Source organism: Micromonospora fluostatini (genome assembly GCF_050410825.1).
In the GTDB taxonomy this organism is placed as follows: Bacteria; Actinomycetota; Actinomycetes; order Mycobacteriales; family Micromonosporaceae; genus Micromonospora; species Micromonospora rosaria.
In genome coordinates, this window is sequence record NZ_CP191251.1 from 4,826,085 (window position 1) to 4,849,212 (window position 23,128).

The window sequence follows — 23,128 nt, forward strand, 5'->3', positions numbered from 1 at the left end:
CCTGCCATCCCGGTACGACACGGGCGTCCCCGCCGCACCGCGCCGGGTCAGGCCGGGCTGCTGTACTGGGTGACGAAGGCGGCCACCGCGTCCGCGATGAGCTGCACCGCGATGGCGGCCAGCAGCAGGCCGGCGATCCGGGTCAGTACCTCGATCCCGCCCGGTCGCAGCACCTTGACGATGCCGCCGGAGAACCGGAGCACCACCCAGACCGTCAGCATCACCGCGACGATCGCGGCGGCGATCGAGAGGTAGTCCGCCGGCCCCTCGCCCTGCTGGACGAAGAGCATGGTCGCCACGATCGCGCCGGGGCCGGCCAGCAGCGGGGTGCCCAGCGGCACCAGCGCGATGTTGGAGGTCGCCTGCTTGGTCGGGTCGTCGGTCTTGCCGGTGAGCAGTTCCAGGGCCACCAGGATGAGCAGCAGGCCACCGGCGGCCTGCAACGCCGGCAGGTCGACGTGCAGGTACGCCAGCAGGGTCTGCCCGGCCACCGCGAAGATCACGATCACCCCGAGCGCCAGGGCCACCGCCTGCCAGGCGGCGCGGTGGCGCTCCCGGGCGGACAGCGGCCCGGTCAGCGCGAGGAAGATGGGCATCATCCCCGGCGGGTCGACGATGACCAGCAGGGTCACGAAGACCTCACCGAAGAGCTTGGCGTCCACGCGATCACGGTAGCCGCGCCGCCACCGGCGCGACCCCGGGTCAACCGGTTGCGACCCCGGTCACCCCGCTGGACTCGGCGACGATCCGCTCGTACGCCTGCGGGTCGGTGGTGAACGCGCCGAGCCGGACGGTCTTGTGCGTGCCGTGGAAGTCCGAGGACCCGGTGACCAGCAGGCCGAGGTCGGCGGCGAGCCCCCGCACGTGCGCCCGCTCGGCCGGTGAGTGGTCCTCGTGGTCGGCCTCCAGGCCGGCCAGCCCCGCCCCGGCCAGCGCCGCGATCAGCTCGTCGGGGACGGTCGGGCCCCGGCGGCTGGCCCGGGGGTGGGCGAAGACCGGCACGCCTCCGGCGGCCCGGACCAGCTCGACGGCCCGGAACACGTCGAGGTCCTCCTTCATGATGCGGTACCGCTCGCCGAGCCAGCGCGGCCCGAACGCCTCGTTGGTGGTGGCGACCAGGCCGGCCCGGATCAGCGCCGCCGCGATGTGCGGGCGGCCCACCGCGCCACCGCCCGCCCCGGCCAGCACCTCGGCCCAGCTCACCTCGATCCCGTCGGCCCGGAGCAGGTCGACGATCCGTTCGGCGCGCACCTCCCGGCCGGCCCGCATCCGGGTCAGCTCGGCCGCCAGCGCCGGGTCGTCCGGGTCGAAGAGGTACGCCAGCAGGTGCAGCGACACCGCCGGGGTCACGCCCGCCCAGATGCAGGAGATCTCCGCGCCCCGGACCAGGCTGAGCCCGCGCGGCAGGGCCGCCAGGGCCGGCGCCCAGCCGGCGGTGGTGTCGTGGTCGGTGATGGCCAGCACGTCGAGACCGGCTCCGGCGGCGGCCCGGACCAGCTCGGCGGGGGTCAGCGTGCCGTCGCTGGCGGTCGAGTGGGCGTGCAGGTCGATCCGGGGTCCGGGCCGGGCGGGGGGCGTACGCACCGCCCGACCGTACCGGGGCCGGGCGACGGCCGGTCAGGGCCGGCTGGGCACGACCACCACGGTGGGGCTCTGCGGCCCTGCCCCGGCCAGCGTGGTCGAGGTGCCCCGGTCCCCGGCGAGCACCCGGTCCACGCGCAGCCGTACCAGGTTGCCGCCGCTGTCGACGTACAGCGCGCTCTGCGGCGTCGCCCAGGCCACCGCGCCGGTCGCCGTCGGGCCGGCCACCCGTACCGCAGGGGTCGAGCCGAGCGTGTCCAGGTCGACCAGGAGCGCCCGGGTACCGCCCTCCGCGTCGCCGTTGACCAGCAGCCACCGGCCGTCGGGCGACACCGCGCCGGGGCCGTCGGCGGCCAGCGGTACGCAGCTCGACCGGTCCGGGGCCAGCCGGCGGGTCGGGTCGAGCAGGGCCAGGCAGGACCGGCCGGCGGCGTCGACGAGCTGGCCGACGAGGCGGCCGTCCGGGCGGCTGCCGTAGACCTGCACGGTGGCCGGGTCGGCGGGTCCGGCGGGCGGCCCGTCGGCCGGCCGCCACAGGGTGTGGCCGGGGCGGGCCGGGTCCGGACGGACCAGCACGGTGTCGCCGACGACGCCGGCCACGGTGGCCGGCCCCGTCGCCGGGGTCCGGGCGGTGGCGACCAGTTGGCCCCCGACCACCCCGGCGGTGAGCAGGTGCCCACCGTCGCGCCAGGCGACCCGCGTCCCGTCGGCGCCGACCACGATCGTCGCCGCGCCGGCCAGGAGCACCTGGACCGCGCCGGTGGGCTGGACCGCCCAGAGGGTACGCCCGGCGGCGGTCGGGCCGCCCACGACCAGCCAGCCGGCGTCGTCCGCCATCCGCTGGGCGCGTTCGATCGGGCCGACCCCGTCCAGTTCGAGTTGCCGGCCGTCGGTGGTGCCCAGGGAGGCGCCGACGATCAGGTCCGTCTCGGCGCGGACCGCGCCGACGGCGGGCGGCGCGGAGCGGGCCGGGCCGGGCGACGCCGACGGGTGGGACTGCTCGCCGAGCACCACCGTCGGGGTGTTCGGCCGGCCCGCCTGGCCGCCGAGTTGGGCGGTGCCGGCGCTGACCACCGCCGTGGCGACCGCGGCCAGCGCCACCCCGGTCACGGTACGGCGGCGCAGGGTCCGGTTGGCCCGGCGGATGGCCCGGTCGGCCGGGTTCACGGGCAGCGGCCGGGGCGCGGTGGCCTGGCGGTGGAACGACTCCCGTACCGCCCGCGCCAGTTCGTCCTCGGCCATGTCGAGTGGACGCTCCAGGCCCGCGCTCCGGTTGTCAGGGCCGCCCGGTACGCCGCTCATCGGGACTCCGCCGCGACGGTGGTGACCGGCTGGCCGGGCCGTGACCGGGCCCCGGCCACCCGCCCGGCGGCGGCGGCCGGTGCCGGCTGCGGATCGACCGGCCCCGGCGGCGGGGCCACCGGCCCGGCGGCCTGGATCGGCGGTGCGCCGGGCGGGGCCTGCGGTGCGCCGGACCGGGGCGGGGTCGGCGCGGCGGCGGCCGGGGCCGGCGGCGGGGTGGACCGGTCGGCCCGGCGGGGCCGGGCGCGGGTGGCCCGCTCGGGCCGTGGGGCCGGGACGGCCGACAGCTCGGGCAGTGCCTGGTCGCCCAGGCGGCGGCGCAGGGTGGACAGGGCGCGGGCGGTCTGGCTCTTCACCGTGCCGACCGAGATGCCGAGCAGGGCCGCCGTCTGCCCCTCTGACAGGTCCTCGTAGTAGCGCAGCACCAGCACCGCCCGTTGCCGGTTGGGCAGCGCCCGCAGGTGCCGCCAGAGCACGTCCCGGTCGAGCTGCTGCTCCATCTCGTCGGCCGCTGCGGACTCCGGCAGCACGTCGGTCGGCCGCTCACCGTGCCAGCGCCGCCGCCACCAACTCGTGGAGGTGTTGACCAGCACCCGCCGGGCGTACGGCTCGACCGCGTCGATCCCGCCGAGCCGCCGCCAGGCCAGGTACGTCTTGGTCAGCGCCGTCTGCAACAGGTCCTCCGCGGTGGCCCAGTCCCCGGCGAGGAGGTACGCGGTGCGCAGGAGCGCACCGGACCGGGCCGCGACGAACTCCCGGAACTCCTCCTCCAGTGGGTCCCTGCTCGCCACCGCACACCTCCGCACCCCGTCGTACCGAGGCTGTCACGACCGGGCCGGCCCGGTCGACGGCGGATGGTTCGCAGTTGCTCCGATGTTCGGACGAGAATCTTCAGGCGCCGTCGTCGGCCTTCGCCTCGTCGGCCTCCTTGCCCAGCCGCGCCTCGACCGCCTGCGGCTCGTACATCTCCTCGACGACGCGCAGGTACAGCTCGTTCGGGTTGGGCAGGTTCTTGATCTCGCGGAGCGCCTGGTCCTGGCCGGCGGACTCCAGCACGAAGGTGCCGTAGTTGAGGGCCCGGCCGGTGGGGCTCTGCTCGTACTTCATGTCGGTGACCCGGGCCAGCGGCATCATCGCGACCTTGCGGGTGATGATGCCGTTCACCACCATCACCCGTTTGTTGGTCAGGATGAACCGGTCGTACCACCAGTCGGCGACCCGCCAGGCGACCCAGCCCATCACGGCGAACCAGACCAGCACGGCGATGGTGGTGAGCGCGCCCACGTCCTGCCCGGCGAGGAAGCCGGAGAGGTAGCCGAGCACGAAGGTGGCGGCCACGCCGACCAGGATCGGGGTGGTGAGGTGGATCCAGTGCCGCTTCCACTCGCCCCGGTACCGCTCGGTGGGGAAGAGGTAGCGGGCGACCAGCGAGCTGGGCTCGTCCTCCAGGGGCAGCACCCGGCGTGGGCCGAGCGGCATCCCGGAGGCGTCGACCCGCAGGCCGGCCAGCTCTTCCTCGGAGATGGTGGGGGGCTGGTAGCCGGCCTCGGGATCACGGACCCAGGCCCGCCCGGAGCGGCCCTCCCCGGCGTACGGGTCCGGATCGCCGTACCCGATGTCGTCGGAGAAGACCGGGCGGTCGCCGGGCCCGGCGGTGGGGTCCGGGCCGTCGTCCCGGTACCGGGGGATCGGCTCGGTGTCCCGCTCGCGTCGTGCCCGGTCGGGGTCGTCAGGGTCGAAGGGTGGACCCGAGGGGCTACCCATCGGCGGCTAGGCGACGATGCTGGTGAAGAAGTCGCCGAAGCCCTCAGCGATGTCCACGATGCCGCCACCGAGCGACTTGAAGACGTCCGCCGCGGAGTTCGGTCGGTAGGCGACGAAGAAAACCAGGAACGCGATACCGGCCCAGGTGAGAACCTTCTTGACCATGGCGGTCCCATCCTCTCGCGCGGCGCCGGGTCCATTACCGCAGCGGCACCCACAGTATCAGTAAGGTGTCGTACAGTGAATATCTGCGTCCTTTCTCCGACACCCGGGGAGGTTTGTCAAGCCCTCCCCTGGAGGTACGGAGACGGTGCGCCGTACACGAGCTCGGGTGGCGTCCACTCGGTCAGGTCGTGCAGTATCACGTCCTCCGCGAGCAGATGCCCCGCACTCGCCGGCCAGGCTATCGCATGAAGCCACATTCCCCGAGCCTCGCCGGCGTACGCGCTGCGGTCGGCCGATGACGTCACCGGCCAGAGTGGAGTCGGGTGACCGGCCACTTTGATCTTCGCGGTGCTGTGGTGCTCGGGGTGGCGGGGACCGGGATCGGACAACGCCTCGACCAGTTCGGGCCCCGGATCGGGGCCGACCGTCCCGGCCAGCCGGGTGCCGAGACCGACCCCGGGCTCCTCGGCGACGAAGACCACGTCGGCCGGTCCGCCGCCGAGCGGCGCGGGGCCGGCGCAGGCCACCGCGGTGGCCCGGACCCCGGTCCGGTCGTCACCGGCGTACGCCACGCCGGTCAGCGTCCAGCCGGTCGGCAGCGGCCAGGGGCACCACAGCGGCACGCCGGGCCGGCCGGGCGGGTCCAGGTCGGCGGCGATCCGCTCGACGACGCTCGCCACGATCTCCGCGCCGATGTGCGCCGGCACGTGCAACGGCGGGACCGGTCCGCAACTGAGACAGCGTGACTCGGGGTGCATCAGGTCCGGGGGCCGTACCGACCCGCCGCATCGTGGACAACTCACCGCGACACTCACAACTCCACCGTTCTCCTATCGGAGCGCCCCGTCAAGCCGAGCGGGCGAATCCACCCGGGCGGCGGGGCCGGCGGACCAGCCCGGCCGATCGGGCCCGGTGGCGGGCCGGTCGTGCTAGCCGGTGGCGGGCCGTTCGAGCTAGCCCGGCGGCGGGCCGGCGTGGGAGCGGATCCAGGCGTGCATCGCGATCCCGCTGGCCACCCCCGCGTTGATGGAGCGGGTCGAGCCGTACTGGGCGATGGAGAAGAGCTGGTCGCAGGCGGCGCGGGCCGGATCGGACAGCCCCGGCCCCTCCTGGCCGAAGAGGAGCACGCAGCGGCGCGGCAGGGTGGTGGTCTCCAGCGGACGGGAGCCGGGCAGGTTGTCGATGCCCACCACGGGCAGCGCCTCCCCCGCCGCCCAGCCGACGAACTCCTCGATCGTCTCGTGGTGCCGGACGTGCTGGTAGCGGTCGGTCACCATGGCGCCCCGCCGGTTCCACCGGCGGCGGCCGACGATGTGCACCTCGGCGGCGAGGAAGGCGTTGGCGTTGCGGACCACCGTGCCGATGTTGAGGTCGTGCTGCCAGTTCTCGATGGCCACGTGGAAGTCGTGCCGACGCCGGTCCAGGTCGGCCACGACCGCCTCCCGCCGCCAGTACCGGTACCGGTCGACGACGTTGCGCCGGTCGCCGGCGGCGAGCAGCTCCGGGTCGTAGCGGGGGTCGGCCGGCGGCTCGCCGGGCCAGGGGCCGACGCCGACGTCGAGCTGCTCACCGGTCACGGTCACAGGAGGATGCTCACCGGTCACGGTCTCAAGAGGGTACGGGTCGCCGCTCAGCGCAGCCCCAGGGCCCTGCCCAGCCGGTCCAGGAACCGCTGGTCGGCCGGACTGAGCCGGGCGGCGGAACCGGGCGGCCCGATCGGCGACGGCGCCCGGTCGGCGGCCGGGACGGCCCGGCAGACCCGGGCGGCCACCGACTGCACCCACTGCCGGTACGCGGCCGAGTCGGCGGGGTCGGCCCGGCGGTCGAGCACCCGGACCACGGCCCGGCAGGCGGCCAGCAGGTCCACCACGTCGGCGGGGCGGGCGCCGGCCGGCGGGGGCGCGTCGGGACGGGCGTAGATGGCGGCGACCACGGCCCGGACCAGGTCGCTGTCGAAGGCCCGGCCGGCGGCCACCGCGTCCAGACCGGCCAGTCCCGCCGGGACGCCCCGGTCGGCCCGGCCGGGTGCGGGCGCGGTGGTGACCACCACGACCCGGCCGGGCAGGCCGGTGAGCAGGTCCCACTCGGCGGCGCGGTAGCCGGCGGCGGCCGGCGGCCCGGCGTGACGGCCGGTGGCGGGTGGTTCCCCGGCGACGGAGTGGCTCATGGGCGACCTCCGGCGTCAGCATATGCGCCGGGCCGCCCGCCGGAGCCCGTCCCGCGCGAGTTGGCCAGTGGAAACGGCGGCGTGCGGGGCCACACGCCACGCTCGGACGCGAAAGGTCGGCGCGACCGGGGGCACGACGCGTCGGCGCGACGCGGAAATGTCACACCGTGGGGGTTGCTCCGACGCCCGACCGGGGGGAGACGCAATGAGCGGCGGGGCCCTCCCCGGCACCCGCCGCCCACGCTCTGATGGGAAAGATTCTGCCGCAGCGGGGCGCGGGACCGACAGAGACCGAGGTCACATTTATCTTTTCGTAACAATACGTAGAGTCACGGAGATCCACCTCACAAGCGATCTCCGCAGCTCGCATCCACCCTCGTCAACGCAGAAGTCGCCGGGTCACAGCAGGTCAGGATGGTTAACGGGGTGGAAACGCTCCCATCACAGGTGGTCACGCAATTGCGCACTGCACTTGCGATCGGCCGTTCCACACATGACAGATGTATGTCGATACTTCGGAGGGTCGCCCGACGGCTGCTCGGCGTTTCGTCGCCACGTGGTCGGGAATGCCGGGAGGACCCTCCGTCGTTCCAGGGGACGTACGCGAATCTGCGGTGATCGGAGAGAGTGCAATGGCAACCGTTGAGCTGACCACGACGAACTTCGACGAGGTGACCGGCAAGGACGGCATCGTGCTGGTCGACTTCTGGGCCGAGTGGTGCGGTCCGTGCAAGCGGTTCGCCCCGGTCTACGAGCGCTCCTCGGAGAAGCACCCGAACATCGTCTTCGGCAAGGTCGACACCGAGGCGCAGCAGGAGCTCGGCGCCAAGTTCGAGATCCGCTCCATCCCGACCGTCATGGCGATCCGGGACGGCGTGATCGTCTTCTCCCAGCCGGGCGCCCTGCCCGAGTCCGCCCTGGAGAACCTGATCGAGCAGGTCGAGGCGCTGGACATGGAGCAGGTCCGCAAGCAGTTGGCCGAGCACAAGCACTGACCCGCGCCGCCGCAGCCGGGCCGGACCCCCGCCGGGGTCCGGCCCGGCTGCGTACCTGGGGCCGACCGGGGACGAAGACGGGGACAAACGGGCCGAACGGCCGTACCGGACCCGGCTGCGTACCGAGTATGGTCACCAGCCGATGGAGACACTGACCACCCGGGGCCGGGCGATCCGCGTGGGTGCCACCGCACTCGGCCTCGCCGTCCTGCTGGCCGGCACCGTCTGGGGCAGCGACGACCACTTCCCGTTCGGGCCGTTCCGGATGTACGCCACGTCCAACCCGCCCGACCGGCCCGCGCCGGACACCCGGGTGGAGGGCGTCGACCGCACCGGCAGCCTGATCGACCTCGGTCAGGACGCCACCGGCATCCGCCGGGCCGAGATCGAGGGCCAGCAGAGCCGGTACGTCGCCGAGCCCGCGCGGCTGCGCGAGGTGGCCGACGCGTACGCCGAACGGCACCCCGACGCGCCGGAGCTGGCCGAGGTACGCATCGTCATCCGCTGGCACGGCATCGCCGACGGCCGGCCCACCGGCCGGTACACCGACGAGACGGTGGTCCGGTGGCAGGCCGGATGATCCGCTGGTTGACCGAGCCGGTCCCCCGGGGCCGGGTGGCCGCCTTCCGCACCCTGGTCTACCTCTTCGTCGCGGCCGACCTGGTCTTCTTCACCCCGTGGGTACGGACCCGGGTCAGCGTGCCCGGTGAGCTGTACCAGCCGCTGTTCATCGGCCGGGTGCTGCCGCTGCCCACCCCGACCGCCGCCCTGGTCTCCGTGATCTTCTGGGCGCTGCTGGCGCTGGCCCTGCTCGCCGCGTCCGGGCGGGCGCCGAGGCTGCTCGGCTGGTCGGTCTTCCTGCTCTACTTCGAGTGGATGATCATCGCGATGAGCTACGGGAAGGTGGACCACGACCGGTTCGCCCTGCTCGTCGCGCTGGCCGTGCTGCCCACCGTCGGCCGGGCCCGGCACGGCGACCGGACCCGTACCGAGGCGGGCGGCTGGGCGCTGCGGGTCACCCAGATCGCGGTGATCTGCACGTACTTCCTGGCCGCCTGGGCGAAGCTGCGCTTCGGCGGGCTGGACTGGCTGACCGGCTCCGTGCTGGCCCGCGCGATCATCCGGCGCGGCACCGAGCTGGCCGACCTGGTCGCCCAGGTGCCGTACCTGCTGATCGTCGCCCAGATCGGGATCGTCGCCTTCGAACTGCTCAGCCCGGTGGTCTTCGTGCTGCGGGAACGCTGGCGGCTGGCCATGGTCGGCTTCTTCTACTCGTTCCACCTGGTGACCATGGCGACGATCACCATCTCGTTCGCGCCGCACCTGGTCGCGATGGCCGGCTTCCTGCCGCTGGAGCGGGTCCGCCCGGTCGTCTGGGCCCGCCGGCTCGTCACCCGGCCGCGCCCCGGCGCGACCGGCCACGAGCCGACCGGGGACAGCGTGCCGGCCCAGGAGGCCGTCGGGGGCGACGCGGCGGCCCAGGAGGCCGTCGGGGGCGGCGCCGGTCAGGAATCGGCCGTCGGCCGCCCGGTCGGCCCGTAGAGGCGTTCCCGGGCCTCCTGGGGCAGCGAGCAGGCGGCGGTGCCGCCGGGCATCCGGTGCCGGTTGCGGGCCACCCAGCGGTACACCGGCCAGGCCACCAGCCGGACCGGCGGAAAGCGCAGGCCGGCCCCGGCGACCCGCCAGAACGGGGTGCTGTCGCCGAGCAGCCGGGCGATGGCGTCCGGCCCGGCGGCCCGCGACCCGTCCGCGCCCACCCACTGCACCGCCGAGTCGCAGTCGGCCTCCGCCAACCCGAGCGTGTCGAGGTCGGCGAACTGCCAGGGCAGCAGCCGCGCCCGGGTGGGGATGCGGCGCTCGGCGAACTGGGCGCAGCGGGTGCAGAACGCGCAGTCGCCGTCGTAGACGAAGGTCGACGTCTCCATGACTCCCATCCTGCACCCCGGAGCACCGGGTGCGGCAGGGGTGTTCGGCGCATCACTTGCGCTTCGTTCGTACACGTGTTCGACTAGGCCCCATGCGCTGGGAGAACCTCTCCGCTCCCCCGGACGAGGGGATTCCCGACGGGCCGGCGCCGGCGGCTCCACCCCTGCCGCTGGCGCTGCCCGGCGCGGTCGCGCGCACCTTCGACACCCCCGGCTTCGCCGGGATGACCTTCTACGAGGTGCGCGCGAAGTCGATCCTCAACCGGGTGCCCGGCACCTCCCGGGTGCCGTTCCAGTGGACGGTCAACCCGTACCGCGGCTGCAGCCACGCCTGCGTCTACTGCCTCTCCGGCGACACCCCGATCCTGATGGCCGACGGCCGGACGAAGCCGATCGAGGCGGTGCGGCCGGGTGACCGGATCTACGGCACCCGCCGCCGCGGCACCTACCGCCGGTACGTCGTCACCACCGTCCTCGACGCGTGGTCGACCGTGAAACCCGCCTACCGGGTGACCCTCGCCGACGGCACCAGCCTCGTCGCCGGGGGCGACCACCGTTTCCTCACCGAACGCGGCTGGAAGTACGTCGCCGCCGGCCCGCCCGGCAACGCCCGGCGGCCCCGGCTGACCACCAGCAACCGGCTGCTCGGCACCGGCCGCTTCGCGGCCCCGCCGAAGCAGTCACCCGGCTACCGCCGGGGGTATCTCTGCGCGGTCCTGGGCGCGGCCGGCGTCGTCGACACCGGGGACGGGGCCGGTCGCGTCCGGCTGACCCTGGGCGACGACGAGGCCGCCGACCGCAGCGCACGCTTCCTCGCCGGGGAGGGCGTGCGCGCCCGCCCGGCTGGCGGTCCGACCGCCCCGGGCCGGTCGACGGCGGCCACGGTCACCGTCGCCGGGCAGCCGGACGTCGCGGCGGTGACCGAGCTGGCCCGGTGGCCGGCGCAGCCGGCGGACGCCTGGTGGCTCGGCTTCCTGGCCGGCGCCTTCGACGCCCGGGGCAGTTGCCGCCAGGGGGTGCTGCGCATCGGCGCCCGCGACGACGCCACCGTCGACCGGGTCACCGCCGGGCTGCGCCGGTTCGGTTTCACCTGGGTCCGGGAGGAGCCCCGCGCGCCGACGCGGATCCGGCAGGTCCGGCTGACCGGCGGGTTACCCGCCCGGTTCCGGTTCTTCCACCTCACCGATCCCGCCGCCACCCGCCAGCGGTCGATCGAGGGGACCGCCCTGAAGTGCGCGGCCGACCTCCGGGTGGCCCGGATCGAGCCGCTCGGCCTGGCGCTGCCGCTGTGGGACCTCACCACCGGCACCGGCGACTTCGTCGCCGACGGCGTGGTGAGCCACAACTGTTTCGCCCGTAACAGTCACACCTACCTCGACCTCGACGCGGGCGCGGACTTCGACCGGAAGGTGGTCGTCAAGGTCAACGCGGGCGAGCTGCTCCGGCGGGAGCTGGCCGCGCCGAGGTGCGGGGCGCGCCGGTCGCGATGGGCACCAACGTGGACTGCTACCAGCGGGTCGAGGGGCGGTACCGGTTGATGCCGCCGATCATCGAGGCGCTGCGGGACTTCGCCAACCCCTTCTCGATCCTGACCAAGGGGACGCTGATCCTGCGGGACCTGCCGCTGCTGCGCCAGGCCGCCGAGGTGACCCGGGTCGGCCTGGCGTACTCGGTGGGCTTCGTCGACGAGGCGCTGTGGCGGGCGGTCGAGCCGGGCACACCGAGCCCACGTCGGCGGCTGGACGCCGTTCGGGCGCTGACCGACGCCGGCCTGCCGGTGGGGGTGCTGATGGCGCCGGTCCTGCCCGGGTTGACCGACGACGACGAGTCGATCGAGCGCACCGTCGCGGCGATCGCCGCCGCCGGGGCGACCAGCGTGACGCCGCTCGCCCTGCACCTGCGCCCCGGCGCCCGCGAGTGGTACGCGCACTGGCTGGGCCGGGAGTTCCCCCGGCTGGTGCCCCGGTACCGGCAGCTGTACCGGTCGGGGGCGTACGCGCCGCAGGCGTACCAGCGGGAGGTGACCGCGCGGGTCCGGATCGCCGCCCGCCGGCACGGGCTGCACCGGGTCGCGGCCGGCGACGACCACCGGCCGCCCGAGCCGCCCGCCGGGGCGGTGCCCGAGCAACTCACCCTGCTGTGAGCGGCCCGGGAGGCTAGAGTCGCGGGGTGCGTACCGCTCAGCAGATCCTCGCCGACGCCGCCGTGATCGCCGTGGTGGGCGCCTCCCGTGACCCGGCCAAGGCCGCGCACCGGGTGCCTGCGCAGATGCAGCGGTACGGCTGGCGGATCATCCCGGTGAACCCGACCGTCGACGAACTCTTCGGCGAGCGGGCGTACCCGACGCTGGCCGACATCCCGCACCCGGTCGACCTGGTCGACGTGTTCCGGCCGGCGGCCGACGCGGTCGAGGTGGTCCGCCAGGCGGTGGCGATCGGCGCGCCGGCGGTCTGGTTGCAGCTCGGGATCGTCTCGGCGGAGGCCCGCCGGATCGCCGAGGAGGCCGGCGTCGACTACGTCGAGGACCGCTGCCTGATCGTGGAACGCGCCGCCGCCAACCTGACCCGGCTGCCCTGACTGTGAGGCTGGCCGGGTCCCGCCCCGAGGGTGAGGAAGGGGCCCCTGCACTACCGGATGCGTTAACAGGGGGCCCTTCCTCACCGGTCACGCCGCCGGTCGTCGCAACCGCCCTGACAAGCTCCACCGCGCCCGGTAGCGTCCGGCAGGGGAGGGCCCGTCGCCACAGGTCGTACGCCGCAAGGGGTGAACCGATGAGCCAACCACCGCCGCCCGACCGGCCCGGCCCCGAACCGGCCGGCGCGGAGCAGCCGCCGTCGCCGTACGAGCCGCCCCTGCCACCCGGTCTCGGGGCGCCACCGGCCGATCCGGGCCCCCGGTGGGAGCCGGCCCCCGACTGGGCCGGGTCGGGGTCGTACCCGGGCGCGGGGCCGCACGCGACCGAGTCGGGCACGCACTACGGCCACCAGCCGTCGTACGCCCCACAGGTGCCCTACGGGCAGTACGGGCCGCCACCGGAGCCGCCCCGGCACGGGACGAACGTGGCCGCGATCCTGGCGCTGGTCTTCGCCTTCGTCTTCGCCCCCGCCGGGGTCGTCCTCGGGCACGTCGCCAAGCGGCAGATCCGCCGCACCGGCGAGGCGGGCGACCAGCTCGCCACCTGGGGACTGTTCCTCGGTTACGCCTTCACCGCGCTGTACGTGCTCGCCTGTGTCGGCTGGATCGCCCTGCTCGTCTGGGCCGGCACCGACAGCGGCACCGGCTCGTACCGCTGATCCGGCCCGCCCCGCCGCGACCCGGCGGACGGGTCAGCGGAACTCGGACTCCCGGACGCTGTTGCCGCCGTCGACCACCAGCATCTGCCCGGTGATGTACGAGGCGGCCGGCGAGCAGAGGAAGGTGATCGCGGCGGCCACCTCGTCGGGCGTGCCGGGGCGGCCGACCGGGGTGCCGAGCCCCTGCTTGATCTCGGCCATGGTGGAGGCGGCGGTGTGGATCGTCCCCGGGGCGACCGCGTTGACGGTCACCCCGTCGGCGATCATCTCCATCGCCAGCGCCCGGGTCAGCCCGACCACCCCCGCCTTCGCCGCCGCGTACGCCGCCTCGGTGGGCAGCGCGTTGACCGGACCGGCGGTGGCGGCCAGGTTCACGATCCGTCCCCAGCCCCGCTCGGCCATCCCGCCGATGAAGGCCCGGCTGCACAGGAAGGCGGTGGTCAGGTTCCGGTCGATCTCGCCCCGCCACTCGTCGTAGCTGAGCTGGGCCACCGGGCGGAGCACCTCCGGGCTGGCCCGGCTGGCCAGGCCGGCGTTGTTGACCAGCACCTCGACGTCGCCGAGCTGCTCGGTGACCGCGTCGGCGAGGGCGCCGACCTCCGACTCGTCGGTCAGGTCGGCGACGAAACCGGTCACCCCCAGTTCGCCGGCCCGCTCGTGGATCCGCCGGGTGGTGGAGACGATCGCCACCCGGGCGCCGAGGTCGGCGAGACGACGCGCGGTCGCGTACCCGATCCCGTCCGCGCTGCCCGCCCCCGTGACCAGGGCGACCTTCCCGTCGAGCCGCATGGTCACCGGGTCGGGCAGCGGCACCGGCTCGTCGTGTCCCGGCCCGCCCGCCGGGCCCGTGGCCCGGGTGCGCCGGGCGAAGCCGGGACGGCTCGCGTCCCGCCTCGGTCGGCTGCCGGAACGCTCCCCGGCCCGCGCGTCAATCGCCATGACCGCGATCCTGCCCGGTCGGGACGGCGTGGGCAACGCGGCACCCGGTGGCGCGGTGATCGGGGTTTGCCTGTGGCTGGCTACCCTGACGGCGCAGCCGCACGTGACGGAGAGAACATGACGAACCCCTCGCCTCCCGACAACTGGCCGGACCCGACCTGGTCGGCCTCGCCCCAGCAGCCACAGTCGACACCCCCGGCCGATCCCCTGTACCACGCCTCCGGCCAGCCCTTCGCCGAGCCGGTGGGCAAGGACCCGTACGCGCCGGCCGACCCGTACCTGGGCGGGGCGGGGTACCCCGCGGGCGGTTACCCGGTGGCCGGTCCGGCCCCGTACGCCGCGCCCGGCTACGGCTACGGCCCGCCCACCCCCCGTACGAACAACATGGCGGTGGCCGCCCTGATCCTCGCCCTGGTCGGCTTCGCCTCCTGCATCACCGCGCCGGTCGGCGCGATCCTCGGGCACGTCGCGCAGAAGCAGATCCGGCAGACCGGCGAGGGTGGCGAGGGGATGGCGAAGGCCGCCATCATCGTCGGCTGGATCCTCACCTCGCTGATGGTGCTGGGCGTGCTCTTCTACGTGGCCGCGATCATCTTCGCGATCGCCTCGTCCAGCAGCACCTCTCCCTGATCCTCCGGCGGTCGCCGCCGGAGGGGTCGGGGGCCGTGGCTTTTCCGGCGGGTCCGGGTCGCCGGCCCCTGGGCCTTGCCGAGCATGCTGACGCTGGAGTCCGGCACCGCGAGGCGGGACCGGCGGGGACGTCCGGCGGTGGTCATGGCCGCGCTCCTTCCAGCGTCCGCCGGCGCGCTGGACCCAGGGGAGGGGACGACGGTGACCGACCGGACGTGACGAGCGCAGGGGCGGTGGTGACGTCACGGTAGCCTCACGCCATGACCGGGGTGGACGGACCTGTGGAAGATCTCACTGGGCAGCGGCAGCGGCTCGTGGTGGTGACCGGGGCCAGTTCCGGCATCGGGCTCGCCGCCGCCGTGGCCCTGGCCCGCCGTGGCGACCGGGTGGCGCTGGTCGGGCGGGACCCGGCCCGGCTGCGGGCCGCCGGGGAACAGGTCCGGGAGGCGGCCGGCGAGCAGCCGGATCTGTTCCGCGCCGACTTCGCCGTCCTCGACGACGTACGCGGGCTCGCCGAGCGGCTGCGCGCCGCGTACGATCGGATCGACGTGCTGGCCAACAACGCCGGGGCGATCGTGCTGCGGCCCGTCCGTACCGTCGACGGGTTCGAGCTGAGCATGCAGGCCAACCACCTCGCCCCGTTCCTGCTCAGCAACCTGCTGGCCGACCGGGTCGGGCGGATGGTGGTGACCGCCTCCGGGGCGCACCGCAGCGGTGTCCTGGACCCGGACGACCTCAACGCCGCTCTGCACCGGTACCGGCCGATGCGCGCGTACGGCACCAGCAAGCAGGCGAACATCCTCTTCGCCGCCGAGGCGGCCCGGCGCTGGCCGGACGTGCCGGCGTACTCCTTCCACCCCGGCGTGGTGCGGACCCGGTTCGGGTCGGACAGCCCCCTGGTCGCCCTCGGCATGCGGGTGCTGCCCTTCCGCACCCCCGAGCGGGGCGCGGAGACGCTGCTCTGGCTGGCCTGCCAGGACCCGGCCCGGCTGACCAACGGCGGGTACCACTACAACCGGCGGCGGCACCGCGCCTTCCGCAAGGCGACCGACCCGGACCTGGCCGCGCGCCTCTGGACGGCCAGCGCCCGAGCGGTGGGCCTCCCCGGCTGAGCGCCCGGACCGCCCCGGCGGTGCTGGCCGAACCGGCACGGCGGGGCCGGACTGGACCGCACGGCGGTGCTGGACCCGGTTCGCCGGCTGTGCGGTGCTGGCCGAACCGGCACGGCGGGGCTGGCCCCGGGCCGACGATGCTGGCCCGGGGCCGGCGGGGCGGCATCCGGGCCGGGTCAGGCCACGCAGAACTCGTTGCCCTCGGGGTCGGCGAGGGTGGCCCAGGACTGCGGCCCCTGCTGCCCCCGGTGCAGGAAGGTCGCCCCGCGTCCGGTCAGCCGTGCCAGCTCGGCCTCGACCCGGTCGGCCCCCACCCGGACGTCCAGGTGGACCCGGTTCTTCACCGTCTTGGCCTCGGGAACCTGCTGGAAGAGCACCCGCTGGCCGGACTCCGGGTGCACGATCGCGGCGCCGGACCGCCAGACCAGCACCCCACGGTGCACGGTGGTGTCCTCCTCGCCGGCCCAGCCCTGCTCGATCATCCGGCGGATGAACGCCTCGTCGGAGGGCTCCACCTCCCAGCCGAGCGTCTCCGCCCACCAGTCGGCGAGAGGGTGCGGATCGGCCGCGTCGATGGTGACCTGGAAGTCGTACGCCATGGACGTACCGTAACCGGCCCGACTGACAGATTCGCGCCGCCGGACTGCGGCGGGCGGCACGAACCGCTCTCGGGCGGTCGGCGGGAGGCCGGTGGGCCGCTCGCGGGCCGGCGTCGGGGCGGCGGTGGGCCGTCGGCAGCGCGGCGGCGGGTCAGTCGCGTAGCGGGGCGGGATCCGCCGGGACCGCCACCGGCTGGACCCGACGGCCGGCGCGGGCGCTGCCGACGACCACCACGACGACCCCGGCCAGCAGCAGGGCCAGCCCCGGCAGGGCCAGCGGCCGGGGCAGTTGCCCCAACCACACCCAGGCGATCAGGGCCGCGCCCGGCACCTCCAGCAGGATCAGCACGCTGACCGTGGTGGCCGAGACCCGCCGCAGCGCGTAGTTGAACATCGAGTGCCCGAGCAGTTGGGCGCCGGCCACCAGAGCGAGGATGGCGGCCCAGGCGGCGGGGTCGTACCCGGCCAGTGGCAGCCCGCCGACCAGGCAGACCACCAGCAGGATCAGCGCGCAGACGCCGTAGCAGATGGTGGTGTAGGTGGTGGTGCTGATGCTGACCCGGGCGCGTTCACCGAGAGCGGTGTAGATCGCCGCGAAGAGGCCGCCGGCCACCGCGAGCAGGTCCCCGGCGAAGGCCCGCGCGGAGACGCCGAAGTCGGCGCCCGAGGCGAGGACCGCGCCGGCCACGGCCAGGCCGATGCCCGCCCAGACCAGGCCCGGCAGCCGGCGGCCCTGGACCCGCGCGATCACGCCCTGCCACACCGGCTGGGTGGCGACCAGGGCGGTGGCCACCGCCACCGAGGTGAGCTGCACGCTCGGCATCCAGGTGGCGAAGTGGGCGGCGAGCGCCACCCCGGAGAGCACGCAGAACAACCCCTCCCGCCGGCCCGGCCCGCGGACCAGGGCACGGAACTCGCGCCGCCGCAGGACCAGGGAGTACGGCCCGAGGACGGCCAACGACAGCAGGTTCCGCCAGAACGCGACCGCCAGCGCCGGGACGGCGGCGAACACGACCAGCGGACCCGAGGAGGAGACCGCGATGACGGCGAGGGCGAGCGCCCCCGTGGTCACGGGGTCGAGGGGCGGGCGGGATTGCGCGGATGGCACGGAGTGCAATCCTCACACGACACGGAGGGCGACCGCTCGGTTACGATCTTTCGCGTCCGGCGACCCTCCCCCTCGACGCCCGGAGCCCTTTCGCATGCCCAGATTCCAGGCGGTGCTGTTCGACTTCTTCGGCACCCTCACTCATCCCGTCCAGCGCGGTCCCGCGCACCGCTGCACCGCGGAGCTGCTCGGCTGCTCCACCGACCGGCTGGTCGAGGTGCTGGACCGCACCTTCTACGAACGCGCCAGCGGGCGGTTGGGCGGCGCGGAGGCCACCCTGCGCTGGGTCTGCGCCCAGGCCGGCGTCCGCCCGTCCGACGGGGCGCTACGCGCGGCCATGGTGACCCGGCACTGGGCGGTACGGGCCGACACCCGGCTCCGGGCCGACGCGGTGTCCACCCTGGCCGCGTTGCGCGGTCGGGGCATCCGTACCGGCCTGATCAGCGACTGCACCCACGAGCTGCCCGCCTTCCTGCCCCACCTGGCGGTCGCGCCACTGCTGGACGTCCGGGTGCTCTCGGTGCAGTTCGGGCGCTGCAAGCCCGACCCGGCGCTCTACCTGGCCGCCTGCCGCCGACTCGGGCTGCCACCCGAACGCTGCCTGTACGTCGGGGACGGCGGCAGCCAGGAACTGACCGGGGCGCAACGGGCCGGGCTGACCGCGTTCCGGCTGGCCGCGCCCGACCTGGCCGGGCACCTGGTGTTCAACCCCGAGCAGGCCTGGCCCGGCCCGGTCCTGCGATCGTTGGCCGAGGTCGTCGACCTCGTCACCCCCGCGCCGGGCGGTGGGGGCGGCGGCCGGAGTGGCGCCGGGTCAGCGACGCCGGACCCGGTGCAGCCGGAACGGCCGGCGGGTCGCCCGGACCGGCGGGGCGTCCCGTGGCGGTTCGGCCAGGGAGCCGTCCGGCAACGCGTCCCCGGCGACCGGCTCCCCCTCCGGTGACAGCCGGCTCAACGCGCATCCCTCGGCGGCCCAGCGCGCCACCAGGTCGGCGGTGGGACCGGGGGCGTTCAGCCGCTTCGCCGCGACCAGCGGAGCCGCCGTCTCCCAGGCGTCGGTGCCCGGTCGCACCCGGGTCACCCGGGCCGGCCAGGTCACGATCCGACCGCCGTGGTCACCCCGCAGGGTCACCTCGGCCCGGTCGGCGTCGGCCAGCCCGGGGGCGCGCTGCTCCCCCGGCCCGCTGACCACGAACAGGGCGCCCTCCAGGGGCAGGCACCACACCGCGTACGCCGGGCCGCCGGGCACGTTCACCCAGGCCACGGCGGCCTTCTTCATCGCCTCGTCGACCAGTGGCGTCGTGCTGCGCCCGGCCAGCTCGTCAGTCACCCGTGCATCCTCCCGTACCGGCCGGGGCGCTGTCGGCCCCGAGTGTTAACAGGGGCCCCTTCCTCTACCGCAAGCGTTAACAGGGGGCCCTTCCTTGCACCTCAGCCGAGGAAGGGTGGGACGACGATCTCACCCCGGGCGATCGGGACGACCTGGCCGGTGACGGTGGCGCCGAGCGCCGTGCCACCGGCGGCGGTGACCGTGCAGGCCAGCGACGACGGGCGGTGGATTTCGACGCCCTGGTGGACCAGGTACGCGGAGCGGCCGTCACCGGGGAGCAGGCCGCTGGCCACCAGCCAGACCCCCAGCCCGAGCGCGGCCGAACCGGTCGCCGGGTCCTCCGGCACCCCGAGCCCGGGGACGAAGACCCGGGCGTGTGCGGTTTGCGCCTCGGCGTTCCAGGAGAAGACGCTGACATGCTCCACGCCGTACCGCTGTGCCGCCGCCGTGTTCACCCGGGCCCGGGCCACCGCGTCCGGGCGGACCGGCAGGTACGGGAACTCCAGCCCGCAGCCGGCCACCCGGGGCGCCGGGCCGGCGTGGTCGTCGGCGGTCAGCCCGGCCATCTCCAGCAGCGGTTCCGGGTCCAGCTCGGGGCCGAGCGTGGGGATGCCGCCGGTCAGCGTGGCGCTGTCGCCGGTCACCTCGATCGGCAGCACCCCCGCGCCGCACTCCTGGGTGACCTGCCCCCCGTCGAACAGGCCCCGGCGGCTGGCGGTGACCGCCGCGCCGACGCTGGGGTGCCCGGCGAAGGGCAGTTCGGCGGCGGGGGTGAAGATCCGCGCCCGGTAGGTGGCCCCGACGTGGGTCGGCGGCAGCACGAACACCGTCTCGGACAGGTTGAACTCCCGGGCGAGCGCCTGCATCTGCTCCGCGGCGAGCCCGTCGGCGCCGAACACCACGGCCAGGGGGTTGCCGGCGAAGGGCCGGTCGGTGAAGACGTCCACGATCTCGTAGGCCAAGGTCGACATGCTGACAAACACTAGGCGCTTAGGCTGGTGGCCGTGAGTACGCCGAACCGGGTCTACCTCGCCCGTCTCGCCGGGGTGGCGGTTTTCGACCCCAACGGTGACCAGGTGGGTCGGGTCCGTGACGCGGTCGCCCGGCTACGCGCCACCCAGCGCCCGCCCGAGGTGGTGGGGCTGGTGGCCGAGATGCCGATGCGGCGCCGGATCTTCCTCTCCATCAACCGGATCACCTCGATCGACGCCGACGCGGTGGTGCTGGGCAGCGGCACGCTCAACCTGCGCCGGTTCGAGAAGCGCCCCAACGAGTTGCTGGTGCTGGAGGAGATGCTGGACCGTCGGGTGCAGCTCGACCCGGGCGGGCAGGCGGGCACGGTGGTCGACGTGGCGATGGAGTGCTCCCGGGGCGGGGAGTGGTCGTTGAGCCGGGTCGCGGTCCGCGAGCAGGCCGGCCGGCTGGCCCGTCGGGGTCACCTGCACCAGGTGGAGTGGGACCGGGTCCGGGGGCTGACCGGGATCGCCGACGCCCGGGGCACCGCCAACCTCCTCGCCGTGCTGGAGGACATGCGCCCGGCCGACCTGGCCAACGCCCTCCAGGACCTGCCGGACGCCCGGCGCAACGAGGTGGCCGCCGCCCTGGACGACGAGCGCCTCGCGGACGTGCTCAGCGAGCTGCCCGAGCACGACCAGGTGGAGATCCTCGCCGCGCTCGACCGGGAACGCGCCGCCGACGTGCTGGAGGAGATGGACCCGGACGACGCCGCCGACCTGCTCAACGAGTTGTCCCCGCCGGAGCAGGACGTGTTGCTGGACCTGATGCGCCCGGGTGAGGCCGACCCGGTGCGGCAACTGCTGAAGTACACGCCGGGTACGGCCGGCAGCGTGATGACCTCGGAGCCGGTCATCCTGCCGCCGGACGCCACGGTGGCCGAGGCGCTGGCCCGGATCCGGGAGCAGCAGCTCTCCCCCGCCGTGGCCGCGCAGGTCTTCGTCACCCGCGCCCCGATGACCACCCCGACCGGGCGGTACCTGGGCATGGTGCACTTCCAGGCGCTGCTCCGGGAGCCCCCGGCGGACCTGCTCGGCGGGCTGGTGGTCAACGACATCGACCCGCTGCGCCCGGCCACCCCGCTGCCGGAGATCACCCGCCGGATGGCCACCTACGACCTGGTCGGCATGCCGGTGATCGACCAGAACAACCGGCTGGTCGGCGCGGTGACCGTGGACGACGTGCTGGACCAGTCGCTGCCGCCGGACTGGCGGGACCGGGACGCCCCGGTGGAGGGCGTCCTGACCGGCCCGGCCCGGGACGGTGCCGATGACTGAGCAGCGTCGGCCCCAGCGGCTGGACCAGCCGCGCGAGCCGCGGGGCATCCGCCTGCCCCGGATCGACCCGGAGGCGTTCGGGCGCTGGTCCGAGGGGATCGCCCGGGGCATGGGTACGGCGATGTTCATCGTCTACATGACGATCGTCATCGGCATCTGGCTGGGCTGGAACACCCTGGCCCCGCCGGACTGGCGCTTCGACCCGTACACCTTCACCTTCCTGACCCTGGTGTTGTCGTTGCAGGCGTCGTACGCCGCGCCGTTGATCCTGTTGGCGCAGAACCGGCAGGCGGACCGGGACCGGGTGGCGCTGGAGGAGGACCGGCGGCGGGCGACCATGCAGAAGGCCGACACCGAGTACCTGGCCCGGGAGATCGCGGCGCTGCGGATCGCGATGGGTGAGGTGGCGACCCGGGACTTCCTCCGTTCGGAGCTGACCCGGCTGGCCGAGGAGCTGGACGAGGCGAACGAGCGGCGGCAGCGGCTGGACCGCCGGCAGCAGGACCGGGTCACCCACCGCGCCGGCGGCCGGGAGGGCCTCGACGAGCCCCGTGACGAGCTGGACGGCGACTGACCGGATCGCGGACGCCGCCTGCCTCAAGGGGCCAGGCGGGCGGCGCCCACCCCCGATCGTCCCACTGGTTGGGCAGAGCCGTCCATCCCTCGGCCGATGTCGATTTCGCTCACACCCGTGCCCCGGTCGGGACGGCCCGGCCGGCCGCCGACGTAGCATTGCGGTCATGTCAGCACCCGTCAGCACCGTCGCGGACGCCGTCCAGGCCGCCCTGGCCACCGTCAACGACCCGGAGATCCGCCGGCCGATCACCGACCTCGGCATGGTCCGCTCCGCCGAGGTGGGCGACGACGGCGTGGTCCGGGTCGAGCTGCTGCTCACCGTGGCCGGTTGCCCGCTGAAGGACAAACTGCGGTCCGACATCACCGAGGCCGTGGGCGCGGTGCCCGGCGTCACCGGTGTCGAGATCGAGTTCGGGGTGATGAGCCAGGAGCAGCGCCAGGAGCTCCAGGCGAAGCTGCGCGGGGGCGGGGCCGCCGAGCCGGTCATCCCGTTCGCCCAGCCCGGCTCCCGGACCCGGGTGTACGCGGTCGCCAGCGGCAAGGGGGGCGTCGGCAAGTCCAGCGTGACGGTGAACCTGGCCGCCGCGCTGGCCGCCCGGGGGCTCTCCGTCGGCGTGGTCGACGCGGACATCTACGGCCACTCGGTGCCCCGGATGCTCGGGGCGGACGGCCGCCCCACCCGGGTCGAGGACATGATCATGCCGCCGGAGTCGCACGGCGTGAAGGTGATCTCGATCGGGATGTTCACCGCCGGCAACGCCGCCGTGGTGTGGCGCGGCCCGATGCTGCACCGGGCGTTGCAGCAGTTCCTCGCCGACGTCTACTGGGGCGACCTGGACGTCCTCCTGCTCGACCTGCCGCCGGGCACCGGCGACGTGGCGATCTCCCTGGCCCAGCTCCTGCCGAACTCGGAGATCCTGGTGGTGACCACCCCGCAGGCCGCCGCCGCCGAGGTGGCCGAGCGGGCCGGCGCGATCGCGTTGCAGACCCACCAGCGGGTCGTCGGCGTCATCGAGAACATGTCCTGGCTGGAGCTGCCGGACGGCTCCCGGATGGAGATCTTCGGCGCGGGCGGCGGCCAGACCGTGGCCGACTCGCTGAGCCGGACGATCGGCGCGCAGGTGCCGCTGCTCGGCCAGGTCCCGCTCGACACCCGGGTCCGGGAGGCCGGCGACGGGGGCACCCCGATCGTGCTGGCCGAGCCGGAGTCCCCGGCCGCCCGGGCGCTGGGGCAGGTCGCCGACCGGCTCGCCCTCCGGCGGGAGTCGCTGCTCGGCAAGCCGCTCGGGCTCAAGCCGGCCGGTCGCTGACCCACCGCTGATCCACCGTCTGCACGTCCGCGGCCGGCGAC

25 protein-coding genes and 4 pseudogenes are annotated in these 23,128 nt (G+C 74.8%); 14 read left to right on the forward strand and 15 right to left on the reverse strand.

What is annotated here, in order from left to right:
- Nucleotides 1-47: 47 nt before the first annotated feature.
- The 9 genes from ACQUFX_RS21115 to ACQUFX_RS21155 all read right to left on the reverse strand — a co-directional run bounded on the left by ACQUFX_RS21115 (nt 48) and on the right by ACQUFX_RS21155 (nt 6,979).
- Nucleotides 48-662, reverse strand: a complete 615-nt coding sequence (locus tag ACQUFX_RS21115) for a MarC family protein (protein ID WP_428962064.1) — start codon at nt 660-662, stop codon at nt 48-50.
- Nucleotides 663-702: 40 nt separating this feature from the next.
- Nucleotides 703-1,584: a PHP domain-containing protein gene (locus tag ACQUFX_RS21120; protein ID WP_428962065.1), complete on the reverse strand. Its 882-nt coding sequence runs from the start codon at nt 1,582-1,584 to the stop codon at nt 703-705.
- A gap of 33 nt (nt 1,585-1,617) precedes the next feature.
- Nucleotides 1,618-2,883, reverse strand: coding sequence for a hypothetical protein (locus tag ACQUFX_RS21125; protein ID WP_428962066.1), 1,266 nt, complete (start codon nt 2,881-2,883; stop codon nt 1,618-1,620).
- On the reverse strand, nt 2,880-3,674 hold the full coding sequence (locus tag ACQUFX_RS21130; RefSeq protein WP_428962067.1) for a SigE family RNA polymerase sigma factor: 795 nt from the start codon (nt 3,672-3,674) through the stop codon (nt 2,880-2,882). The genes ACQUFX_RS21125 and ACQUFX_RS21130 overlap by 4 nt, the downstream gene beginning before the upstream one ends.
- Before the next feature lie 100 nt (nt 3,675-3,774).
- Complete coding sequence (locus ACQUFX_RS21135; RefSeq protein WP_428962068.1) at nt 3,775-4,647, reverse strand: PH domain-containing protein; 873 nt, start codon at nt 4,645-4,647, stop codon at nt 3,775-3,777.
- A gap of 6 nt (nt 4,648-4,653) precedes the next feature.
- The gene (locus tag ACQUFX_RS21140) at nt 4,654-4,812 is read right to left on the reverse strand and encodes a hypothetical protein (protein WP_169807035.1); all 159 of its coding nucleotides are present in this window, start codon (nt 4,810-4,812) and stop codon (nt 4,654-4,656) included.
- 116 nt (nt 4,813-4,928) lie between these two features.
- Nucleotides 4,929-5,627, reverse strand: coding sequence for a DUF6758 family protein (locus ACQUFX_RS21145; protein ID WP_428962069.1), 699 nt, complete (start codon nt 5,625-5,627; stop codon nt 4,929-4,931).
- A gap of 138 nt (nt 5,628-5,765) precedes the next feature.
- Nucleotides 5,766-6,389: a TrmH family RNA methyltransferase gene (locus tag ACQUFX_RS21150; protein ID WP_428967025.1), complete on the reverse strand. Its 624-nt coding sequence runs from the start codon at nt 6,387-6,389 to the stop codon at nt 5,766-5,768.
- A 53-nt stretch (nt 6,390-6,442) separates the two neighbouring features.
- Nucleotides 6,443-6,979: a hypothetical protein gene (locus ACQUFX_RS21155; RefSeq protein WP_428962070.1), complete on the reverse strand. Its 537-nt coding sequence runs from the start codon at nt 6,977-6,979 to the stop codon at nt 6,443-6,445.
- A gap of 632 nt (nt 6,980-7,611) precedes the next feature.
- Between ACQUFX_RS21155 and trxA the strand changes: the two genes are divergently transcribed.
- The 3 genes from trxA (at nt 7,612) to ACQUFX_RS21170 (ending at nt 9,516) form a co-directional block, all read left to right on the forward strand.
- Nucleotides 7,612-7,974, forward strand: coding sequence for a thioredoxin (gene trxA, locus ACQUFX_RS21160; RefSeq protein ID WP_428962071.1), 363 nt, complete (start codon nt 7,612-7,614; stop codon nt 7,972-7,974).
- Between the two features lie 142 nt (nt 7,975-8,116).
- The gene (locus ACQUFX_RS21165) at nt 8,117-8,554 is read left to right on the forward strand and encodes a hypothetical protein (RefSeq protein ID WP_428962072.1); all 438 of its coding nucleotides are present in this window, start codon (nt 8,117-8,119) and stop codon (nt 8,552-8,554) included.
- Nucleotides 8,551-9,516, forward strand: a complete 966-nt coding sequence (locus ACQUFX_RS21170; RefSeq protein ID WP_428967026.1) for an MFS transporter permease — start codon at nt 8,551-8,553, stop codon at nt 9,514-9,516. The genes ACQUFX_RS21165 and ACQUFX_RS21170 overlap by 4 nt, the downstream gene beginning before the upstream one ends.
- On the opposite strand, the gene ACQUFX_RS21175 is transcribed toward ACQUFX_RS21170, so the two are convergent.
- Nucleotides 9,480-9,899: a thiol-disulfide oxidoreductase DCC family protein gene (locus ACQUFX_RS21175; protein ID WP_428962073.1), complete on the reverse strand. Its 420-nt coding sequence runs from the start codon at nt 9,897-9,899 to the stop codon at nt 9,480-9,482. The genes ACQUFX_RS21170 and ACQUFX_RS21175 overlap by 37 nt on opposite strands.
- Nucleotides 9,900-9,991: 92 nt before the next feature.
- Between ACQUFX_RS21175 and ACQUFX_RS21180 the strand changes: the two are divergent.
- The 5 genes and pseudogenes from ACQUFX_RS21180 to ACQUFX_RS21200 form a co-directional block, all read left to right on the forward strand.
- A pseudogene (locus tag ACQUFX_RS21180) lies at nt 9,992-10,258 on the forward strand (intein-containing Rv2578c family radical SAM protein); the annotation flags it as partial.
- Nucleotides 10,259-10,267: 9 nt separating this feature from the next.
- Nucleotides 10,268-10,405: pseudogene (locus ACQUFX_RS21185) on the forward strand (hypothetical protein); the annotation flags it as partial.
- Nucleotides 10,406-11,245: 840 nt separating this feature from the next.
- Nucleotides 11,246-12,042, forward strand: a pseudogene (locus ACQUFX_RS21190) (radical SAM protein); the annotation flags it as partial.
- Nucleotides 12,043-12,068: 26 nt separating this feature from the next.
- Nucleotides 12,069-12,476: a CoA-binding protein gene (locus tag ACQUFX_RS21195; RefSeq protein WP_428962074.1), complete on the forward strand. Its 408-nt coding sequence runs from the start codon at nt 12,069-12,071 to the stop codon at nt 12,474-12,476.
- Between the two features lie 194 nt (nt 12,477-12,670).
- Nucleotides 12,671-13,192 carry a DUF4190 domain-containing protein gene (locus tag ACQUFX_RS21200; RefSeq protein WP_428962075.1) on the forward strand — a complete coding sequence of 174 codons (522 nt, stop codon included), beginning with the start codon at nt 12,671-12,673 and terminating at the stop codon, nt 13,190-13,192.
- Between the two features lie 33 nt (nt 13,193-13,225).
- On the opposite strand, the gene ACQUFX_RS21205 is transcribed toward ACQUFX_RS21200, so the two are convergent.
- Nucleotides 13,226-14,131 (reverse strand): SDR family NAD(P)-dependent oxidoreductase, encoded by a 906-nt coding sequence (locus ACQUFX_RS21205; RefSeq protein WP_067359342.1) that lies wholly within the window; start codon nt 14,129-14,131, stop codon nt 13,226-13,228.
- Between the two features lie 117 nt (nt 14,132-14,248).
- Here ACQUFX_RS21205 and ACQUFX_RS21210 point away from each other — a divergent pair, with 117 nt between their 5' ends.
- Together ACQUFX_RS21210 and ACQUFX_RS21215 are read left to right on the forward strand one after the other, a co-directional pair.
- Nucleotides 14,249-14,761, forward strand: a complete 513-nt coding sequence (locus tag ACQUFX_RS21210) for a DUF4190 domain-containing protein (RefSeq protein WP_428962076.1) — start codon at nt 14,249-14,251, stop codon at nt 14,759-14,761.
- A 281-nt stretch (nt 14,762-15,042) separates the two neighbouring features.
- A complete protein-coding gene (locus ACQUFX_RS21215; RefSeq protein ID WP_428967027.1) occupies nt 15,043-15,873 on the forward strand; it encodes an SDR family NAD(P)-dependent oxidoreductase in 831 nt (276 codons plus the stop codon).
- A 176-nt stretch (nt 15,874-16,049) separates the two neighbouring features.
- Here ACQUFX_RS21215 and ACQUFX_RS21220 read toward each other — a convergent pair whose 3' ends face one another.
- Together ACQUFX_RS21220 and ACQUFX_RS21225 are read right to left on the reverse strand one after the other, a co-directional pair.
- On the reverse strand, nt 16,050-16,472 hold the full coding sequence (locus ACQUFX_RS21220) for a VOC family protein (RefSeq protein ID WP_428962077.1): 423 nt from the start codon (nt 16,470-16,472) through the stop codon (nt 16,050-16,052).
- A gap of 151 nt (nt 16,473-16,623) precedes the next feature.
- Nucleotides 16,624-17,589 (reverse strand): DMT family transporter, encoded by a 966-nt coding sequence (locus ACQUFX_RS21225; RefSeq protein ID WP_428962078.1) that lies wholly within the window; start codon nt 17,587-17,589, stop codon nt 16,624-16,626.
- An 85-nt stretch (nt 17,590-17,674) separates the two neighbouring features.
- On the opposite strand from ACQUFX_RS21225, the pseudogene ACQUFX_RS21230 reads away from it, so the two are divergent.
- Nucleotides 17,675-18,361 (forward strand): annotated as a pseudogene (locus ACQUFX_RS21230) (HAD family hydrolase); the annotation flags it as partial.
- 33 nt (nt 18,362-18,394) lie between these two features.
- On the opposite strand, the gene ACQUFX_RS21235 reads toward ACQUFX_RS21230, so the two are convergent.
- Together ACQUFX_RS21235 and ACQUFX_RS21240 are read right to left on the reverse strand one after the other, a co-directional pair.
- Nucleotides 18,395-18,859 (reverse strand): hypothetical protein, encoded by a 465-nt coding sequence (locus ACQUFX_RS21235; RefSeq protein WP_396890420.1) that lies wholly within the window; start codon nt 18,857-18,859, stop codon nt 18,395-18,397.
- A gap of 152 nt (nt 18,860-19,011) precedes the next feature.
- Nucleotides 19,012-19,881, reverse strand: coding sequence for a PhzF family phenazine biosynthesis protein (locus tag ACQUFX_RS21240; protein ID WP_428962079.1), 870 nt, complete (start codon nt 19,879-19,881; stop codon nt 19,012-19,014).
- A 33-nt stretch (nt 19,882-19,914) separates the two neighbouring features.
- Here ACQUFX_RS21240 and ACQUFX_RS21245 point away from each other — a divergent pair, with 33 nt between their 5' ends.
- The 3 genes from ACQUFX_RS21245 (at nt 19,915) to ACQUFX_RS21255 (ending at nt 23,087) form a co-directional block, all read left to right on the forward strand.
- Nucleotides 19,915-21,201, forward strand: a complete 1,287-nt coding sequence (locus tag ACQUFX_RS21245; protein ID WP_428962080.1) for a magnesium transporter MgtE N-terminal domain-containing protein — start codon at nt 19,915-19,917, stop codon at nt 21,199-21,201.
- Nucleotides 21,194-21,775 (forward strand): DUF1003 domain-containing protein, encoded by a 582-nt coding sequence (locus ACQUFX_RS21250; RefSeq protein ID WP_428962081.1) that lies wholly within the window; start codon nt 21,194-21,196, stop codon nt 21,773-21,775. The genes ACQUFX_RS21245 and ACQUFX_RS21250 overlap by 8 nt, the downstream gene beginning before the upstream one ends.
- A gap of 166 nt (nt 21,776-21,941) precedes the next feature.
- Entirely contained in the window at nt 21,942-23,087 is a 1,146-nt protein-coding gene (locus ACQUFX_RS21255) for an Mrp/NBP35 family ATP-binding protein (protein ID WP_428962082.1), read from the forward strand.
- Nucleotides 23,088-23,128 lie beyond the last annotated feature (41 nt).

Bases quoted from the DNA above. Each gene is read 5' to 3' on its own strand.
- ACQUFX_RS21250 (WP_428962081.1), top strand. From the start codon at position 21,194: ATGACTGAGCAGCGTCGGCCCCAGCGGCTGGACCAGCCGCGCGAGCCG.
- ACQUFX_RS21135 (WP_428962068.1), bottom strand. From the start codon at position 4,647: ATGGGTAGCCCCTCGGGTCCACCCTTCGACCCTGACGACCCCGACCGG.
- ACQUFX_RS21165 (WP_428962072.1), top strand. From the start codon at position 8,117: ATGGAGACACTGACCACCCGGGGCCGGGCGATCCGCGTGGGTGCCACC.
- ACQUFX_RS21175 (WP_428962073.1), bottom strand. From the start codon at position 9,899: ATGGAGACGTCGACCTTCGTCTACGACGGCGACTGCGCGTTCTGCACC.
- ACQUFX_RS21155 (WP_428962070.1), bottom strand. From the start codon at position 6,979: ATGAGCCACTCCGTCGCCGGGGAACCACCCGCCACCGGCCGTCACGCC.
- trxA (WP_428962071.1), top strand. From the start codon at position 7,612: ATGGCAACCGTTGAGCTGACCACGACGAACTTCGACGAGGTGACCGGC.
- ACQUFX_RS21235 (WP_396890420.1), bottom strand. From the start codon at position 18,859: ATGAAGAAGGCCGCCGTGGCCTGGGTGAACGTGCCCGGCGGCCCGGCG.
- ACQUFX_RS21140 (WP_169807035.1), bottom strand. From the start codon at position 4,812: ATGGTCAAGAAGGTTCTCACCTGGGCCGGTATCGCGTTCCTGGTTTTC.
- ACQUFX_RS21210 (WP_428962076.1), top strand. From the start codon at position 14,249: ATGACGAACCCCTCGCCTCCCGACAACTGGCCGGACCCGACCTGGTCG.
- ACQUFX_RS21205 (WP_067359342.1), bottom strand. From the start codon at position 14,131: ATGGCGATTGACGCGCGGGCCGGGGAGCGTTCCGGCAGCCGACCGAGG.
- ACQUFX_RS21240 (WP_428962079.1), bottom strand. From the start codon at position 19,881: ATGTCGACCTTGGCCTACGAGATCGTGGACGTCTTCACCGACCGGCCC.
- ACQUFX_RS21220 (WP_428962077.1), bottom strand. From the start codon at position 16,472: ATGGCGTACGACTTCCAGGTCACCATCGACGCGGCCGATCCGCACCCT.
- ACQUFX_RS21170 (WP_428967026.1), top strand. From the start codon at position 8,551: ATGATCCGCTGGTTGACCGAGCCGGTCCCCCGGGGCCGGGTGGCCGCC.
- ACQUFX_RS21125 (WP_428962066.1), bottom strand. From the start codon at position 2,883: ATGAGCGGCGTACCGGGCGGCCCTGACAACCGGAGCGCGGGCCTGGAG.
- ACQUFX_RS21200 (WP_428962075.1), top strand. From the start codon at position 12,671: ATGAGCCAACCACCGCCGCCCGACCGGCCCGGCCCCGAACCGGCCGGC.
- ACQUFX_RS21255 (WP_428962082.1), top strand. From the start codon at position 21,942: ATGTCAGCACCCGTCAGCACCGTCGCGGACGCCGTCCAGGCCGCCCTG.